We start from the raw sequence: 16,280 nt of genomic DNA on the forward strand, positions 1-16,280 counted from the left end.
AGAGTCCGGCGACGTGGCACTGCGAAGAAAAAACCGCGGCGGTCTCGCTCAGTCGTCGTTGCCGTTCTCGTCGTGGTCGTCGTAGCCGTTCTTCTCGTCCTCGTCGTGATCGTCCTCAGCGTGGTCGTCGTGGTCGTCGTCGTACTCGTCGTCGGGGTCGTCGGGGTCGTCGTCGTACTCGTCGTCGGGGTCGTCGGGGTCGTCGTCGTACTCGTCGTCGGGGTCGTCGTCCGGCGCAGGCTCGTCCGGCTCGTCTTCGGCTGGTTCCTCACCCGCCACCGGCCCGTCGACCGTCACGTTGAGGGCGAACTCGGGGTCGTCTCCTTCGGTCTCGAGATAGCCAGTCGCGTACGCCGTGTACGCCGTGCCCTCCTCGAGGTCGAGGTCGACCGTCGCGACCGCGTCGGCGTCGGTCTCTTCGACCGCGTCGGGGTCGTCGTCCATTTCGGCGTCGTCGTCGTGGTCGTTCTCGTCGTAGTCGTTCTCGTCGTAGTCGTTCTCGTCGTAGTCGTTCTCGTCGTGGTCGGGTGCCTCGCCGCCAGCGTCGGCTTCGGGACCGTCCTCACCCGCCGGGAGCACGTCGACAGTGTAGCTGCCAGCGGGGAGCGCGACGTAGTTCGTCGCCTCGCCGAAGGAGACGTTCTGGAACAGCGTCGGCGCACCCTCGCTGCCGATCACGTCGACCGCGGGCGCGTCGGGCGAGGCGTGTGCCAGGCGCACGAGCGCCGACCCCGCGTCGGTCAGCACGAGCGGGCGGAACGTGTCCGCCTCGAGTTCGCCGATGGCGGCGACCGTGTAGAACGCCCGGCCGAAGGAGACCTCGTCCTCGAAGGCGACCGTGTCGGGGTCGCCCGCGGCCGTGATCGTGATCGTATACGTTCCCGGTTCGAGCTCGAGATACGGCGAGACGTCGTCGTAGGGGACGTCTGCAAGCACCTGGTCGTCGTCGACGTAGACGTCGACGTTCGGTGCGTCCGGCGCGAAGTGGGCGACGCGGACGGCCGCGACGGCGTCCGGAGCCTCGTCCGCGCCGGGTGCGTCGTCCGCCGGTCGCTCGTCGTCGTCGTGTTCGCCCACCGCGAGTGCGGTCCCGCTCATCGCGACACCCGCCCCGACTGCACCGAGGGCTTTGAGCGTCGTTCGTCGTGATATCGTCATAGTGCAGGTCGAGGCTGGGGGTGTTCAGTGCAAAAATCGGCGAGTCAGTCACCTGGATTGACCCGGCGTTTATTCGGGCTACCATCCCACCACGCGAGCCTGAACCGGGTAAACGGTCCCGTACAGGCACCGAAAGTCGGGAGGCGAACACCGAATCGGTCTGCGAAACCGCTCTCGAGCGGGGGACGCGCCTCTCTGGTGAAAAGTGCGCTGTACGGCGACCGTACCGGTCGGGAAACGCTCACGTACTCGAGGAGGTCGGCTCAGACGTCCGCGAACGAGACCGTCGCGAGGTCCGCCTCGAGGTCGGTGACGTACTCGTTGAACGCCTCGACGAAGCCGACGACCCCTTCCGCGTAGCGTCTGACGTCGGGGGCCGCGGGTGGGCCGTACTGCGAGACGAGGTAGGTGCCGCCCTCGCCACCGACGCGGAGGTAGGCAGCGCGCTCGCCGTCCCACTTGAGTTCCCAGCGCGTCCCCGAGACGGTCGCCGAGTAGGTGCCGTACTCGCCGTCGAAGCGGTAGCACTCGACCGCCATCGCGTCGGCGACCGCGCGGATCTTGGCGACGATCCGGTCGCGTTCGGCGACGAGTTCCTCGGCCGTCACCACCGGGGGGAACTCGCTCGGCACGTCGGCGAGCACGCCGTCGAACGAGGCGACGTGGTCGTTGTAGGCGGCGACGAACGAGTCGTAGTCGGCCATCGCCGCCTCGAGCGCCTCCGGTTCCGGCGGCTGTTTCGTCGAGATGACGTACGTCTCGCTGCCCGACTTCGGTTTGTACCGGAGGTACTCGATGTCGCCCGCCTCGTACTTCAGCGTCCACGTCCCGCCGTCGGTGTCGAACGTCTCCTGGCCGTAGTCACCGCCCTCGAGCACGGCGAGTTCGCGAGCGATCTGGCCCGCGTGCGCGCGAACGTTCTCTACCACCCGGTTCCGGCGCTCGCTCACGTCGTCGAGACCGTCGATGTCCGCCTCGAGGTCGCGTCCGTCAGTCATACCGGAGTGAAGTGGCCGACGCGGTTAACGGTGCTGACTCGGGTCACGCCGGTTCTCGGTGACGACAGTACGGAGCAGGTACACGGCCAGGTGTGCGCAGAAAGAGGGTCCAAACGGTGCTGGTGGGGTCACCCCAACGATGTCGGTGGAGTTACAGGAAGCCGCCGAATCCGTTTCGAGCGGCGAGTGGCCAGCCAGGTGACTGGTGGGAATACGCGAACGTTGCCCCCTCGAGCGACCCCTGAATCCCGTCGATAACAAAGACAGCCCCGGTCTACCACCGTGACGATGACGTACTCGAGTCAGCGATGGCGGAGGCTACTTCGCCGTTCACCGGCGGCGACCAGCGCGTGGGGTGGGCAATGAGCGACGCGAAGACGGTCGTCTTCGGGTTCGACGCGCTCGACGGGCGCTACCTCGAGCGCTTCGCCGACTCGCTGCCGACGCTGACCGCGCTGCGCCAGGAGGGCGTCGACGCACCGCTCGAGTCGACCCACCCGCCGTGGACCGGGAGTGCCTGGCCGTCGATGTACACCGGCTGTGACCCCAGCCACCACGGCGTCTACGGCTTCTTCGACTACGACGGCTACCCCGACGATGGCCGCGTCGTCTCACGGACCGACGTCGACCGGCCAGCGATCTGGAACTACCTCTCGAGCGTCGGCGTCCCCTCGCTCGTGACGAACGTCCCCGTCACCCACCCGGCGGAGCCACTCGAGGGCGTGCTCGTTCCAGGGTACCTCGCCGTCGAGGACGAACCCGGCCACCCGCCGGGCGTCCGCGAGGAGATCGGCGACGCCATCGGTGAGACCTACCGCATCTACTCGCGGCACGAACTCAGCGACGATCCCGACGAGAAGTTCGCGGGTTACCTCGAGTTGCTCGACCTCCGCCGCCGGGTTGCCCTCGCGCTGCTCGAGCGCGAGGAGTGGTCGTTCGCGCTCTTTCAGGTCCAGAAGACCGACGCCGTCTTCCACAACTTCGACGACGAGGCGCGCTTTCGCGCGGTCTACGAGGCGGCCGACCGCATGGTCGGCGACGTCCTCGACACGCTCGAGGAGGACGTGAACGTGATCGTCTGCTCTGACCACGGCATCGGTCCTGTCACCGGCTACTCGATCTACGTCAACGAGGTGCTCCGGCGTCACGGCTACGTCGAAGCCGCGACCGACGGCGACGGCCGGCCGACGCTCTCGAGTCAGAAGCGCTCGCTGACCGGCGCGTCGGCGTCGGGAGCGAGTGCGAGTCCGCTCGAGCGCGTCCTCCTCGCCGCAGCGAGCGCCGCGAGCGACGCCGGGATTCGCCCCGCGAGCGTCTACGACGCGGCCGAACGGCTGGGTCTCGAGTCCGCACTGCTCCGGTTCGCCCCCGACGCGCTCGTGAGTGCTGCAGGCGAGCGCGTCGACTGGCGGCGTTCGCGCGCCTACTGCACCGAGGGAACGCGGATGGGGATCCGCATCAACCTCGCCGGCCGCGAACCCGCAGGAGTCGTCCCGCCGGACGCGTACGAGGACGTGCGCGCGGACCTGATCGACCTCCTCGACGGTCTCGAGACGCCTGACGGCGAGGCGGCGTTCGAACTCGTCTGTCGGCGCGAAGACGTCTACGACGGCCCACACCTCGAGCGCGCACCCGACGTGCTCGTCCGGCCGACGGCGATGAACCACAACGTCAAGACCGACCTCTACGGCCGCGAGTTCGTCCCCATCGAGGTCTACGACCACAAGGTCTGTGGTCGGTTCGTCGCCGCCGGTCCGGACGTGAACGCGTCGGCGTCGCTCGAGCGCCTCTCGCTGACCGACGTCGCCCCCACCGCGATGGCGCTGCTCGGCCAGCCGGTTCCGACGGCCATGACCGGACGCGTCCCCGAGGGACTGCTCGAGCGCCCCGTCGAGCGGGCGGCCTACGAGGGCGTCTCCGTCGGTGAGGGGGCGGGCGAGTCGAGCGCCGTTGACGACGACGCGGTGACCGACCGACTCGAGGACCTCGGGTATCTGTAATGGCCGACCGCGAGCGAGAACTCTCCGCGCTGCTCTCGAGCGCCGCGTTAGTGATGGCTGGCGGGATGGTCGGTGCGGTGGCGAAACTCGGCGAGCGGGTGGTGATCGGCCGGCTGCTCTCGCCCGAGGCTTACGGCGAGGTGAGCATCGGTCTCGCGATCTTGATCTTCACCACGACGCTCGCGGCGGCCGGCTGTACCCAGGGCGTCTCCCGGTTCGTCCCCCGCTACGAGTCGCTCGAGGACCGCCGCGGCGTCTGGGTGAGCGGAATGGCGGTCACGATGGCGCTCTCGCTCGCGTTCGCGCTCGCGATGCTCGTCGGTGCGGAGTGGCTGGCGTCGACCTTCTTCGAGAGCGAGCAGGCCGCGCCGTTCGTCCGCTGGCTGGCGCTGGCACTCCCGTTCGTGGTGGGCTTTCGCGTCGCCATCGCCGGGATCCGCGGCTACGAGAACACCGTCTACCGGACCGCCGCCGAGGACCTGCTCGATCCGTTCTTGCGCATCGGCCTGATCGCGCTGTTGCTCGCGCTCGGCATGGGCATCGTCGCCGCGGGCATCGCCTACCTGGTCGCGGCGGTCGCGACGTTCGTCGTCGCCCACCTGCTGCTCGCGCGGCTGATGCCCCTCTACGGCGAGTACCGGACGCACACGCGCGAACTCCTGGTCTTCTCCGCGCCGCTCGTCGTCTCGACGGTCGTCGGCGTCTTGCTCACCCAGACGGACACCCTGATGCTCGGCTACTTCCGCAGTTCCCTCGAGGTCGGTCTCTACAGCGCTGCCTACCCCATCGCGAGCGGCTTACTCGTCGTCCTCACCGCCTTCGGCTTTCTCTACCTGCCGATCGCCTCGAGACTCGATTCGGATGGCGAGCGCGACGCCATCGACGACATCTACGCGACGACGACCAAGTGGGTCTACGTCGTCACATTCCCCGCGTTCGTCCTGCTCGTCGTCTTCCCCGGCGACGTCCTCTCGGTGATCTTCGGGGCCGCCTACACCGAGGCGGCGACGATCCTGCCGATCCTCGCCGTCGGCTTCTTCCTCAGCGCCGCCGCGGGCCGCGACCGCGAGACGCTCTCGGCGCTCGGATCGACCTCCTGGATCGCCGTCGGCAACGTCGCGGGACTCTGTCTGAACGTCGTCGTCAACCTCGCGCTGATCCCGCGCTACGGCATCCTCGGGGCGAGCGTCGCCTCGGTCACCTCGCTGGTGGCCGTCCACGCGGTCATCTGCGGCGTGCTCGCGCTGCGCTACGGCATTACCCCGCTGTCGACGCCAGCGACCCGCACCTACGTCTCGCTCCCCCTGATTATTCTCCCGTGGAGCTTCCTGCTCTCGCCGTGGCTCTCGGTCACCGTGGTGACGGCCCTCCCCGTCCTCGTCCTCACCGGTCTCTGCTCGCTCGCCGTCGTCGCGTTCGTCGGCGGCTTCCAGCCCGAAGACGCCGTCGTGGTCGACCTCGTCGAGGACCTCGCCGGCGTCACCATCCCGCTCGTCCGCCGGTGGATTCCCGACGACCCTGCGGGCGGCTCGGTGCTCGCCGACGGCGGGGAGTAGCCACTCGAGCGTCGCCCGCGAAAAAGCAACCTCAGTCCCTACCGCGAGGTGTCCGCGTCAGCGCCGACGGCCGAGCCGGAGCCGGCGGTGAGCGCCCCCAGCAGGCTTCCCGCCGTCGCGAAGACGACCGGAATCGTGATCCCCGCCAGCAGGAGCGCCGGGAGGAGCGCAGGACCGCCGCTGGCGTCGCCGACGGAGACCTCGACGAGGAAGACGCCGACGGCCGACGCGAGGAGGTACCCCGGCACGACCGCGAGACCGGTGAGGATCCCCTCCGTCGCGTCGGTGACGCCGCGGTAGCGCGCGACAGCCAGACCCGTGACGAGCAACAGCCCCGGCGGGACGAGGTAGAGCGCCGCCGTGAAGCCGTCACCGCCGATGGCGTTCGCCGACCGGAGGAACGGCACGCCCTCGAACGCCGTGTCGACGAAGTGGGCGTTGTAGAACACCCAGCCGACGATCTCGTAGGTCGCCGGCTCGTCCGTCACGAACTCGAGACCGCGGTTTACCCACCCCTCGCGGACGTCGGAGCCGACGGCCGCGTACGTGATCGCGTAGCCGACGATCCACGCGAGGAGACCGGCGATACTCCCTTCCAGGACTGACCGGACGCGGGCTGATTGTGACATCGCTTCCGGCATCGAACGGGGGCAATAAAAATGTGTGTCAGACACCCATTAGCGGACTGGAAGGTCGGTGGGCGACGGCTCGCGGGAAGCGGAGAAGCCGGTGTGACTCGCTCAGAGCACGTAGCTCTCCTCGAGTTCCGCTGGCGTGATCACCTCGAGGTCGCCGTCCGAGACGAGTTCGTCGAGGTGGGACATGGCGGCCTCGAAGTTCGAGCGCGACTCGTCGCGCAAGCCGTAGTAGACGAGCGTCGTGATGCCGCCGTACTCGGCGGTCCACTCGAGGACGGTCCGGGCGTCGTCCGGCGAGGGGTCGTCCATGCGCGAGCACAGCAGCGGGTTGACGACGTAGCCGGTGACCGGGTAGCGCCCCGCGAAGCCGAGTTCGTGGTGGTCTTCGACCAGCTCGAGCGTCGTCTCGTCGTAGCGCCCGGACGGGTACGAGAAGTAGCGCGCGCCGTCGCCGTAGCCGTGGTCCTCGAGCCACTCGACGGCGTCTTCGATCTCTTCGTCCTGTTCGCGCGACTCGAGGGCGGTCATGTCGAGCCCGTGGGCGGCGTAGCTGCCGACCGTCCAGCCCGAATCGTAGAGTTCCTCGAGCTGGTCCTCGGTGAGGCGGTCGCCCTCGTGTTCCGGGTCCTCGCGGATACGGCCGGTGGGGGCGAAGACGGTCGCGTCGATGTCGTACTCGGAGAGGACGGGGTAGGCGTGGGAGTGGACCGTCTCGTAGGCGCCGTCGAACTGGACCATCACCTTCCCCTCGCTGGGGCGCTCGACGAAGTAGAGGTCGTCGACCCAGAGGTTGCCGCCGGGTTCGTCGCCGGTCCAGTAGATGATCTGGACCTCGACGATCTCGCTCAGGTCGGGGTCGCCGTGAACGCCGGAGATGCCGAAGTTGTAGCGCATGAGCGAGAGCCCACCCTGGACCTGCTGGCGGAAGTCGATCCGGTCGCCGTCGTCGTCGATCAACTGGATGATGGGCGCGACCGTCCCCTCGGCGGCGACGGCCATCCCCGGCACGGTGTCCGAGCAGTCGATCGGGTCCTCGAGTTCGCGGACGATCCGTGCCTGGTCGGCACCGCTCGGATCGAGACGCGCCGACTGCGAGCCCGTGTAGTAGTGGTCGGTGTCGGCCGAGACCGAGCCGACGGCGGCCTCCCAGTGCTCGAGGTCCTCGAAGTCGTCGAAGGAGTCGACCTCGATGTCGGGTTCCTCCTCTTCTTCCGCTTCGGGTTCGTCGTCGGTGATCGGATCGTCGTCGTGGTCGTCCGTTTCGTTCGTCGAGTCGTCGGGTTCGTCCGGTTCGTCGTCGCCGCCGAGACAGCCGGCGATGGCGAGCGTTGCGGTCGTCGCGGTCGCCGCGGTGAGGTACGTTCGTCGCTTCATAGCATACAGCCGATGCGAGAGAACAGACGTTTGTTATGTTTCCCAGACTGCGCAGTAGCGTTCCTGTTCGTTCTGCCACCGAACCTCCCACACCCGGCAATTGACACGTACACTGACAGGCTGCGTGGCACTGGCTGGCTACGCGTATCACGCGAATCGTCGCTGCCGGCGTTCAATCGCCGCTGGAACGGCCTGCCCCACCCCGACCACCGCCTGCTGCCCCGTCGTCCGCCAACTCGAGTGACAGTCAGTTCGACCATATAGTTTGCGTTGCAAAGTGACTTTGCTTGGGAAAGTACTATGTCCTAGTGCGGCCGAGAGGAGCACGATGGAAACGGATACACCCCCCGAGACGGCCGACGCTCGAGCGCTCGCGCCACCTCGCTGGCGGACGCGAGTGAACCAGACGTACGCGTTCACGGCCCGGAGCCTCAGAGAGGTCGCCGGGAGCGTGACGCTGCTGTTCTGGGTGCTCGGCTTTCCGCCGGTAATGTACCTGCTGTACGCCACCCAGAACAGCGACGCGCCGGCGACGCTGGCGGCGACGACTTCGGTCGGCATCGCCGTCTTCGGCGCGATATTCGTCTGTCTGTACCTCTTCGGCAACCAGCTCGTCATCGACGTCGAAGCGCGCCGGTACGCGGCCTACCGGACGATGGGAATTTCGGCCGCCGCAGACCTCTCGGGACGGCTCCTCGCGGGGCTGGTCCTCGGTGCGGTCGCGTTCGCGGCGACAGTCGCCACCGGCGTCGCTACCGGCGCGTCCTACGGTCTCCGGGGACCGGAGTCGGTGCCGATCGTCGTCCTCGCGGGGGTGTTGACCTGCCTCTTCTGGATGATCGTCGCGATTCCGCTCGTCCTCGCGACCTCGAACGAACGCGTCGCCGAGTGGACGACCACCCTCGTCGCGGTGGGCGCGTTCGCCCTCACCGGCTTCAACGGCGTCCTCCCCGAACTCTCGCCGCTCGAGGGAGAGGTGCTCAACCTCCTGCCGAACACGCTCCCGACGCGCCTGCTGGTCTACCACCTCGTTCCGGCCGAAAGCTGGGCCGACCTCGGAACCGCCCCACCGGTGATGCCTGCAGGGCCCGAGTACGTCGCGCTGCTCGTCAGCTACACCGTCGTCGCGCTCGCCGTCGGCGTCGTGCTCGTCAACCGCTCGCTCTACGGACGGGGGTGGTGGCCGTGAGTAGCCACGCCGTCGTCGCGACCGGCGTCGAGAAATCGTTCGACGGCGAGACCGTACTCGAGGGTGTCGACCTCACCGTCGAGGCGGGCGAGACGCTCGTGGTGATGGGACCGAATGGCGTCGGTAAGTCGGTCTTTCTCTCCTGTCTCGCCGGGAGCGAACGCCCCTCGAGCGGGAGCGTCGAGGTGCTCGGCCGGCCAGCCAACGGCCGACACGGTGACGTGAGCCTCCTCCTCCAGGACGCGCTGTGTCTCGAGCGACTCACCGGCCGGGAGAACATCGCGTTCTACCGCCGCCTGCGCCCAGGGTTCACCGACGAGTGGCGCGAGTACGCCTCGCGACTGGACATCGCAGCCGACCTCGAGAAACGCGTCGAGGACTACTCGGGTGGAATGCGACGCAAACTCGAGCTCACGATCGCGTTGAGCGTCGACGCGCCGATCTACGTCCTCGACGAGCCGACGGCGGCGCTCGACCTGGCGGTGATCCAGGAGGTCCACGCCCTCCTCCGTGAGAAACGACGCGCCGGAAAGACGGTCGTCATCGCGAGCCACCTCCCGATGGACGCCGACGTCGCCGACCGTCTCGCCTTCCTCACCGCCGACGGCATCGTCGCTACCGGCACGCCCGAGGCGTTGCTCGAGTCGGTGCCACCCGTCCTCACCACGGCGGACACGAACGCGCGCACGCTGGCTACCGTCGTCGACGGCGGCCGGCTGTACGAGAGCGACGGCAGCGTCCGTGGACTGCTGACGCGAGGAACCAGCGAGGACGAGGCGGATGCCATCGCCGAAGAACACGGTCTCGAGCGAACACCGGCGACCTACACCGACCTGTTTAACTACCAGACGAACCGTTCTCCGCCAACGAACGAGACGGCCGACCGAGGGCAGTGAGTCCGCACGCGCCACCGGCCACCCTCGAGCGGCTACCACCACCGCAACCGCAACCACCGCCATGACCGAACCAGACGTCGACAAAGAGCACTTACAGGAAGAACTCGGGCAGATCAAGCAGGCGATGGGGCTGGCCGAAGCCCACCCCTACTGGGTCCGGACGTGGCTCATCGAGGGCGTGAGCGTCGGCGTGCTCTTCCCGCTCTTTCAGCTCGGCCTGCGCGACGGCTTCGAGCCCTGGCTGCTCGTCACCCTGGCTGGCGTCTTCGCGCTCTACGTGCTCGTCTCCCGGTGGGCGAAGCGCACCAGCGAGGATCCGACGACCGGCGTCCCGAGCTGGACGACCTGGCACGTCGTCGTCTTCGCGGGAATCGGCGCACTGGTCGTCGGCCTGGGACCGCTCTTCGCCCAGTTAGACGAGGCGAGTTCACAGACCCTCGCGATGGTCCTCGGCGGCACCGTCGTCGGCGTCGGCTACATGTACATGGGCCAGATACTCGAGGGCTACGCCGTGCGGCGGGCCGATCGCAACGCGTTCTACGTCGGCGGCGCGTGGATCCTCGTCCTCACGGGATTCATCCCGCGCATCGACGCCGTCACCGGGTGGGAGTTCGCCGTCCTCGGTATCGGCATCGCCATCTACGGCATCGTCGCCTACCTCGTCCTCTCACGCATCTAACATGGAGTTCGACAAACTCGTCCACCAGCCGACGCGGCTCCAGATCTTCGCGCACCTCTACGCCAACGGTGAGACGAGCTTCACCGACCTGAAAGACGCCCTCGAGATCACCGAAGGCAACCTCGCGAGCCACATCGAGAAGATGGAGACCGCAGACTGCGTCACCGTCGAGAAACAGTTCGTCGACCGGAAACCCCAGACGACCTACCAGCTCACCGAGACCGGCCGGGACCTCTTCGAAGCGCACGTTCAGACGCTCGAGTCACTCATCGACAGCCTCGAGTGAGTGAGAGGCGGGCGTCAGGTGGTGGGTGTACAGGAGGCGACCCGAGAGGAGACCGGACGCGGGCGGGCCAGAGTGACTACTCACAGCCAGTCGAAAGCGAGGCTACGCTACGGGAACGTACGGTGTGTGCGCAGAAATGATACCGGTTCACGGTCGCCGAGGCGACGATGAAGTCGGAACTTAGTTGCGGACGACGTTCGTCGCGCGGGGACCCTTGGGGGCCTGTTCGATGTCGAATTCGATCTCGGTGCCTTCTTCGAGGTCCGGGCCGCCGATGTCTTCCATGTGGAAGAAAACGTCATCGTCTGCGTCGTCCGTCGAAATGAAACCGTAGCCGCCTGTGTCGTTGAAGAAATCAACCTTTCCGTTTGCCATTGCAGTAGTTCAGAGTTCGAGTATACGGATAAGGATTGTGAATTCGTCTTTAAATTCTGCGAATAAGTCACACAATGTTCAAACCGACCCAAATGTCGTGTCCATTCGTCTATTGCAGAGACTGGCCGAGCGTATTGTGTCCGATGTGGGACAATAGAGGAGAGATTTCGAGAGATACACAAGTAGTACGATCGGGCACTACGGTATCGTGTCACAAACTGCTGGCACCAACGGTCGGTTCGCTCAGTCGTCGCTCGAGTCCCCTCACTCGAGTCGGAAGAGACCGAGCGGGCGGTCCCCACCGTCGACGGTGGTCTCGTCGTCGGCGGACGCGACGACCAGCCGCCCGGGGTCGCCGTCCCGACGGGCGAGCGCGGACGCCTCGCGAATCGCGACACGCGAGCCGACGCGCTGGTCCGTCCGCGTCCCGAAGAAGCGTGCGTCCGCGTCGGCGAGGTGGGCGATTTCGGTCTCGTGCCGTCCGTAAAAGAGGTAGGCCGCACCGGCGTTGGGTCCGCCGAGGTCGCTGCTCGGAACCCCGACCAGGACGTCCGCCTCGCCGTCGCCGGTGAGGTCGCCTCGAGCGACGACCCAGCCGGGACGCTCCTCGAGCGGGACCGTCTCCGCGCGGGCTGGCAGCGGGTAGGTGTGGTGGGAGTCGAACGGAGCGGTGGCGGACGGAGCGCCTCGGGTCTCCGCAGCGCTGGCGAAACGGGTCGTGCCCGGCGAGGGGGCGACCTCGCGAAAGGCCGTACCGTCGGGACCGGTGATGATCGCCCGCCGGCCGGTGACCGTCTCCTCGCCGGTTCGGGCGTCGAGCCAGGTCGACCCGGCCGGTTCGACGAGCAGGTGGCCGACCGCGTCGGCGCGGCGGTCCACGCCGGCCGTGTCGGAGAGGCGACGAGGGCCGGGCGGGCCGTCGACGGCCCACCGGTAGGTGGCCGACGCACCGGGTTCGACCGTCTCAGCCGTGTCGAAGCCCCCGGGACCGTCGGGAGAGTCGGCTGATGGGGAGCCGGTGGAGTCAGCAGGTGGGGAGCCGAGACCATCGGCGTCGACGCGTACTCCTTCCGGGTGGAGCGAGACGCGGTTCGGAAGGTCGTTTCGCAGAGTGAGTTCGACGCAGTCGCCGACGTTCGCGCGCAACACGAGCGGACCGTCGGGACGGTCACCGCGTCGAATCGCCCCGACGTGGTCGGCGAGCGCGTAGCCGACCGGCGGGTCGGCGTCGCCCGAATTTGCGCCCTCGAGCCGTCGCTGGAAGGCGACGACCTCGTAGACGAGCGTGCGTGGGGCGTCCGGAGACGGGTCCTCCGAGTCGGGCGCGGACTCCTCGAGCGGGCGTCCAGCGCTCGGCGTCGTCGCCAGAAGAGCGCTCGAGGAAGCGACGCCGGCGGTCAGTCCAGCGAGGAGGCGGCGACGGGTCGGTTCGAGCGCGCTCGAGCGGGTGTGGTCCGGTGGGTCGGGTGGCTTTGGCGGTGACATCGGTGTGAACGGGGGCTGTGGGTTCGGGAGTACGTCCGAGGCGGCCGAGCAGACTGTGTCGGCCAGGTGGAGACGGTTCGCACCTCGGTGCCAGGGTAGTTATCTACGCACCCGTTGTCGCGCTGGTAGGCGACGCCACCGCTCGTGAAGCGGTGCGTACTCGAGCGGAGGACTGGTTCCAGGGGGTCGGTACTCGCAGTCGACGACGGCACCGACCCCACCTCGTGAACCGGCCGTCGCGCTGGAACCGAGCGGATCGTCGCTCGAGGACGCGTCCGGCTGCACGGCTCAACTGGTAGTGAGCACGTACGCGTACACGCGAGCACGATGTGAGCGAGGCACCGCCTCGGAACCGGGAGGTCGGTGTCGGCAGAGCAGGTCGCTCGAGACGAGGGCGATAACCAGTTTCGGTTACCCGTGTTCGGGAATACCTAACAGGAAGGCCGTAGTACATAACGATCGACTCTTACAATGACTACCATTGGTGGGTTTCAGGATCACGTCGCCAGGATCGACCTCGGATCGGGTGCCGTCGCGTACGAGGGCATCGACGACGAGTACGCGCGCAAGTACATCGGCGGGCGCGGTCTCGGCGTCCGCTACGTCTTCGAGCAGGGACCGGCGGTCGACCCGCTCGGGCCGGAGAACCTGCTCGCGTTCGTCAACGGACCGCTGTCGGGCACCCAGACGACGATGAGCGGGCGCATCGCCGTCTGCACGAAGTCGCCGCTGACCGGGACGGTGACCGACAGCCACCACGGCGGCTGGTCTGGCGCGCGCCTGAAGTGGGCCGGGTTCGACGCCCTCCTGTTCGAGGGCCAGGCCGACGACCCGGTCTACGCCTACGTCGAAGACGGCGAGGTCGAACTCAGAGACGCCTCCCACCTCTGGGGGCTGGGCGTCCACGAGACGCGTGAGACACTCGCCGCGGAGACCGGCGGCGAGTACGGCCAGGACCTCTCGATGATGGCGATCGGTCCCGGCGGGGAGAACGAGGTCCGCTACGCCTGCATCGTCAACGAGGACGACCGCGCCTCCGGCCGCGGTGGCACCGGCTGTGTGATGGGCAACAAGGGCCTGAAAGCCATCGTCGTCCGGTCGACGACGGAGATGCCGAAACCCGTCGACGAGGAGACCTTCGGCGAGGGCCACCGCCGGGCGATGGAACTCATCACGGAGTCGGACGTCACCGGCCCGAACGAGGGCGGTCTCTCGCTGTTCGGGACGAACGTCCTGATGAACCTCACCGAGGAGATGGACGGTCTCCCGACGAAGAACGGCCACTACACGAGCACCGAGAGCGCGAGCGAGGCGCTCTCGGCCGACCTCGAGGCCGAACGCGTCTCCGGGGAGAACGTCCGCGAGAACATTCTGGTGGACGAACCCACCTGTCACTCCTGTCCCGTGGCGTGTAAGAAGGAAGTCGAGGTCACCTACCGCCACAAGGGCGAGGACCTCAACGTCCGCATGGAGAGCTTCGAGTACGAGTCGGCGTTCGCACTCGGCCCGAACTCGATGAACGACGACCGCGACGCCATCGCCGTCATGATCGACCGCTGTAACGATCTGGGTGTCGACACCATCGAGACCGGCAACATGCTCGCGATGGCGATGGAGCTGACCGAAGCGGGGACGCTGACGGATCTCGAGGCGGACCTCGAGTGGGGAGACGCGGAGACGATGATCGACCTGATCGAGCGCATCGCCCGCCGCGAGGGCGACCTCGCGGACCTCCTCGCCGAGGGTGCCGACCGCGTCGCCGCGGCCCGGGACGCCGAGGCGAACTCGCTCGCGGTGAAAGGTCAGACCATCCCCGCCTACGACCCACGCTGTATGAAGGGGATGGGAATCGCCTACGCCACCTCGAACCGCGGGGCCTGTCACCTCCGGGCGTACACCCCCGCCGCCGAAATTCTCGGCATTCCCGAACCCGTCGACCCCTACGAGTGGGAGGGCAAGGGCGAACTCACCGCCGCCTTCCAGGACCTCCACGCCGTCTCCGACAGCTTCGACATCTGCAAGTTCAACGCCTTCGCCGAAGGCATCGAGGAGTACGTCCTCCAGTACAACGGCATGACCGGTCTCGACGTGACCGAAGACGACCTGCTGGAGGCGGGCGAGCGCATCTACACCCTCGAGCGCTACTACAACAACCTCGCCGGCTTCGACGGCGCGGACGACTCCCTGCCTGCGCGCTTCCTCGAGGGCGGCACCCCCGGCCAGGGCGCGAGCGACGGCGAGTACTGCGAACTCGAGGAGATGAAAGCCGAGTACTACGACCACCGCGGCTGGGTCGACGGCGTCGTCCCCGACGAGAAACTCCGCGCGCTCGGAATCGAGGTCGGTCCCGGCACCGGCGTGGGCGACGGCGCGGCGACCGCCGACGACTGAACGGGGCAGGTGACGACTGAGGCGGTGGAGGCAGCAGTGAGTGAAGGCCGTACGCCAGTGGGCTAGACAACGCCCGGCCATCCCGGTCAGTAGTAAAGAAATCGGCGCAAAACTTTGATAAGGATGTTCGCGCGCCCCGACCTGTACGCTTTTCAGACCGCACGGTGACCACCTCGCATGGACGAGATTACCCTCGGCGTTCCGGCACCGGTCCTCGAGTCGCTGCCCGACGACGGCGCGAACACCGCCGCCGACATGCAGCAGGCGGTCGCTGGCTGGGAGCGACGGCTGAACGGGGCGCTCGCCGACGCCGAGGACGAACGCGAGGAGACGCAGCTCGTCGCCCGCCTGGTCGACCGGTTCGAAGAGCGCCGCGAGCGCTTCGACGCGTTCGTCCCCGAACTCCGCGCCTGGGGACAGTCACCCGTCTACGCCATCGCCTGGCGAACCCTCTACGCCGACCTGATCGCCCAGCTCTACGCCCACGACGACCTCGGCGAGCGCCTCGAGCGCGAACGGAGCTACCGCCTCGTCGAGGACGGCATCCGCCTCCGCGACCGGTGACACCCCCGCTCCCGTCCGCACCGCCCGAGTGCCGACGTTTATGCGACTGGCGCGAGAACCACCCGGTATGGACGTGACGCTGCGCTTCTTCGCCACCTTTCGCGACGCCGTCGGCCAGAAAGAGGTGGGCCGCGAGGTCGACCCCGGGACGACCGTCGGTGAACTTCTCAGCGCGCTCGAGCGCGAGTACGACGGTCTCGAGGGCGAACTGCTCGCCGACGGCGAGATTCGCTCACAGCTGAACGTCCTCGCCAACGGCCGCGGCGTCCAGTACGGCGACGGCGTCGAGACCGAACTCGAGGATGGAGACACGGTGAGCGTCTTCCCACCGGTCGCCGGTGGCGCGAGTGACGCGGTGGTCCCGAACACCGACGGGCAGTGACGTGGAGACCATCCAGCGCGAGCGCGCCTACCGCGGCATCTCGCTCCGCCTCGCACGCGAGTACCTCGAGCGTCTCGGCGGCGATTCCACCGATGAGAGCCTCGTCACCGGCGATGGCTGGCGGGCGACCCTCTCGGCCGAGACCGTCTCGGTCGGTCCCTCGCTCGAGCTGACGGAGGTGACGGTCGTCTTCGAGGGCGAGGCGGCGGCCGTCGAGGCAGTCCTCGAGCGGTTCTCACAGAAGGCGATGCGTGCCGGTGGATGAGAACTGGGGGCACTGCACGATCGCGAGCGCCCCGGCCGAGACGC

At 67.8% G+C, this 16,280-nt stretch carries 16 protein-coding genes; 10 read left to right on the forward strand and 6 right to left on the reverse strand.

The genetic code is table 11. The annotated features are described in order from the left end of the window. Positions 1-48 precede the first annotated feature (48 nt). Both N0B15_RS03365 and N0B15_RS03370 read right to left on the reverse strand, forming a co-directional pair. Entirely contained in the window at positions 49-1,158 is a 1,110-nt protein-coding gene (locus tag N0B15_RS03365; RefSeq protein WP_263018022.1) for a DUF4397 domain-containing protein, read from the reverse strand. A 263-nt stretch (positions 1,159-1,421) separates the two neighbouring features. Next, on the reverse strand, positions 1,422-2,156 hold the full coding sequence (locus tag N0B15_RS03370; protein WP_263018024.1) for a profilin-fold protein: 735 nt from the start codon (positions 2,154-2,156) through the stop codon (positions 1,422-1,424). 308 nt (positions 2,157-2,464) lie between these two features. Here N0B15_RS03370 and N0B15_RS03375 point away from each other — a divergent pair, with 308 nt between their 5' ends. Both N0B15_RS03375 and N0B15_RS03380 read left to right on the forward strand, forming a co-directional pair. Continuing rightward, a complete protein-coding gene (locus N0B15_RS03375) occupies positions 2,465-4,156 on the forward strand; it encodes an alkaline phosphatase family protein (RefSeq protein ID WP_425494206.1) in 1,692 nt (563 codons plus the stop codon). After that, on the forward strand, positions 4,156-5,712 hold the full coding sequence (locus tag N0B15_RS03380; protein ID WP_263018025.1) for a flippase: 1,557 nt from the start codon (positions 4,156-4,158) through the stop codon (positions 5,710-5,712). Before N0B15_RS03375 ends, N0B15_RS03380 begins: the two co-directional genes overlap by 1 nt. Positions 5,713-5,750: 38 nt before the next feature. Here the strand turns inward: N0B15_RS03380 and N0B15_RS03385 are convergent, their stop codons facing one another. Both N0B15_RS03385 and N0B15_RS03390 read right to left on the reverse strand, forming a co-directional pair. Next, positions 5,751-6,341, reverse strand: coding sequence for a DUF7978 family protein (locus N0B15_RS03385; RefSeq protein WP_263018027.1), 591 nt, complete (start codon positions 6,339-6,341; stop codon positions 5,751-5,753). 111 nt (positions 6,342-6,452) lie between these two features. Continuing rightward, the gene (locus N0B15_RS03390; RefSeq protein WP_263018028.1) at positions 6,453-7,724 is read right to left on the reverse strand and encodes a polysaccharide deacetylase family protein; all 1,272 of its coding nucleotides are present in this window, start codon (positions 7,722-7,724) and stop codon (positions 6,453-6,455) included. Positions 7,725-8,052: 328 nt separating this feature from the next. On the opposite strand from N0B15_RS03390, the gene N0B15_RS03395 reads away from it, so the two are divergent. The 4 genes from N0B15_RS03395 (at position 8,053) to N0B15_RS03410 (ending at position 10,774) form a co-directional block, all read left to right on the forward strand. Next, on the forward strand, positions 8,053-8,913 hold the full coding sequence (locus N0B15_RS03395) for an ABC transporter permease (protein ID WP_263018029.1): 861 nt from the start codon (positions 8,053-8,055) through the stop codon (positions 8,911-8,913). After that, the gene (locus N0B15_RS03400) at positions 8,910-9,809 is read left to right on the forward strand and encodes an ABC transporter ATP-binding protein (RefSeq protein WP_317618582.1); all 900 of its coding nucleotides are present in this window, start codon (positions 8,910-8,912) and stop codon (positions 9,807-9,809) included. The genes N0B15_RS03395 and N0B15_RS03400 overlap by 4 nt, the downstream gene beginning before the upstream one ends. A gap of 61 nt (positions 9,810-9,870) precedes the next feature. Beyond that, positions 9,871-10,488 carry a hypothetical protein gene (locus N0B15_RS03405; protein ID WP_263018031.1) on the forward strand — a complete coding sequence of 206 codons (618 nt, stop codon included), beginning with the start codon at positions 9,871-9,873 and terminating at the stop codon, positions 10,486-10,488. A gap of 1 nt (position 10,489) precedes the next feature. Continuing rightward, on the forward strand, positions 10,490-10,774 hold the full coding sequence (locus N0B15_RS03410; RefSeq protein WP_263018033.1) for a winged helix-turn-helix domain-containing protein: 285 nt from the start codon (positions 10,490-10,492) through the stop codon (positions 10,772-10,774). Positions 10,775-10,954: 180 nt separating this feature from the next. Here N0B15_RS03410 and N0B15_RS03415 read toward each other — a convergent pair whose 3' ends face one another. Continuing rightward, positions 10,955-11,149 (reverse strand): cold-shock protein, encoded by a 195-nt coding sequence (locus N0B15_RS03415; RefSeq protein ID WP_263018035.1) that lies wholly within the window; start codon positions 11,147-11,149, stop codon positions 10,955-10,957. A gap of 264 nt (positions 11,150-11,413) precedes the next feature. Next, positions 11,414-12,634, reverse strand: a complete 1,221-nt coding sequence (locus tag N0B15_RS03420; protein ID WP_263018036.1) for a hypothetical protein — start codon at positions 12,632-12,634, stop codon at positions 11,414-11,416. A gap of 471 nt (positions 12,635-13,105) precedes the next feature. On the opposite strand from N0B15_RS03420, the gene N0B15_RS03425 reads away from it, so the two are divergent. The 4 genes from N0B15_RS03425 to N0B15_RS03440 all read left to right on the forward strand — a co-directional run bounded on the left by N0B15_RS03425 (position 13,106) and on the right by N0B15_RS03440 (position 16,236). Further along, positions 13,106-15,025 (forward strand): aldehyde ferredoxin oxidoreductase family protein, encoded by a 1,920-nt coding sequence (locus tag N0B15_RS03425; protein WP_263018038.1) that lies wholly within the window; start codon positions 13,106-13,108, stop codon positions 15,023-15,025. Between the two features lie 177 nt (positions 15,026-15,202). Beyond that, positions 15,203-15,589 (forward strand): DUF7971 family protein, encoded by a 387-nt coding sequence (locus N0B15_RS03430; RefSeq protein ID WP_263018039.1) that lies wholly within the window; start codon positions 15,203-15,205, stop codon positions 15,587-15,589. A 67-nt stretch (positions 15,590-15,656) separates the two neighbouring features. Further along, positions 15,657-15,971, forward strand: coding sequence for a ubiquitin-like small modifier protein 1 (locus N0B15_RS03435; RefSeq protein ID WP_263018040.1), 315 nt, complete (start codon positions 15,657-15,659; stop codon positions 15,969-15,971). 10 nt (positions 15,972-15,981) lie between these two features. Beyond that, positions 15,982-16,236, forward strand: a complete 255-nt coding sequence (locus N0B15_RS03440; RefSeq protein ID WP_425494207.1) for a MoaD-like domain-containing protein — start codon at positions 15,982-15,984, stop codon at positions 16,234-16,236. Positions 16,237-16,280 lie beyond the last annotated feature (44 nt).

This window comes from Natronobiforma cellulositropha (genome assembly GCF_025629245.1).
In the GTDB taxonomy this organism is placed as follows: domain Archaea; phylum Halobacteriota; class Halobacteria; order Halobacteriales; family Natrialbaceae; genus Natronobiforma; species Natronobiforma cellulositropha.